Origin of the sequence: Campylobacter sp. US50a, from assembly GCF_004379015.1 — a bacterium.
In the GTDB taxonomy this organism is placed as follows: domain Bacteria; phylum Campylobacterota; class Campylobacteria; order Campylobacterales; family Campylobacteraceae; genus Campylobacter_D; species Campylobacter_D jejuni.
Map to the genome: position 1 here is coordinate 1 of NZ_RYYJ01000062.1, position 599 is coordinate 599.

General features: G+C 30.4%; 1 pseudogene. It reads right to left on the reverse strand.

What is annotated here, in order from left to right:
- Positions 1–485, reverse strand: a pseudogene (locus ELQ11_RS10430) (hypothetical protein); the annotation flags it as partial.
- Positions 486–599: the final 114 nt, after the last annotated feature.

Sequence of the window (599 nt, forward strand, 5' to 3'; positions counted from 1 at the left end):
TGCATATCATTAAATTCACTTTTATTTAGGATAGCCTCATATCTAGCTTCACAAATATTAAACTTATCACACTTTTTTATTGTAAAGCTCCCCATATAAAGATTTTCTTGTAATGTATAAGTCCCAAGCCACACATTGCCCGTGTGTGCTGTGTAATTTTGCAATTCTCCAACTCTATTTTGCAAAAGCTCTTTTACACATTCTTTAGATTTGCATTGATTTAGGGTTTGAAGCCATAATCGTTGCGATGTTAAAAGCTTATTTTGCTCATTTTTGTTTAGATTCTGTCTTAGTTCTTTATATGTCTTTGCCATATATCTATCAAGTTTTTGTAACTCCCCACTTTCATCATTACAAATCATCTTTTCAACCTTACTTTTTGCTTTAGCACAATCAAAACTAGGTTTGGCTTCTTTTGGGGATTGTGCATTAGCACTAATGGCTAACATTAAACACAATCCTAAAACTATTAAAATCTTTTGCATAAGAACTCCTTTAATTTACTCTGTATTTTTTGTCGTTTCAAACATCAATTATTTCCTTTTTAAAAAGTGCATTTTAACTCTCTTTTATTACCTTCTAAAAGATAAATACGTGTT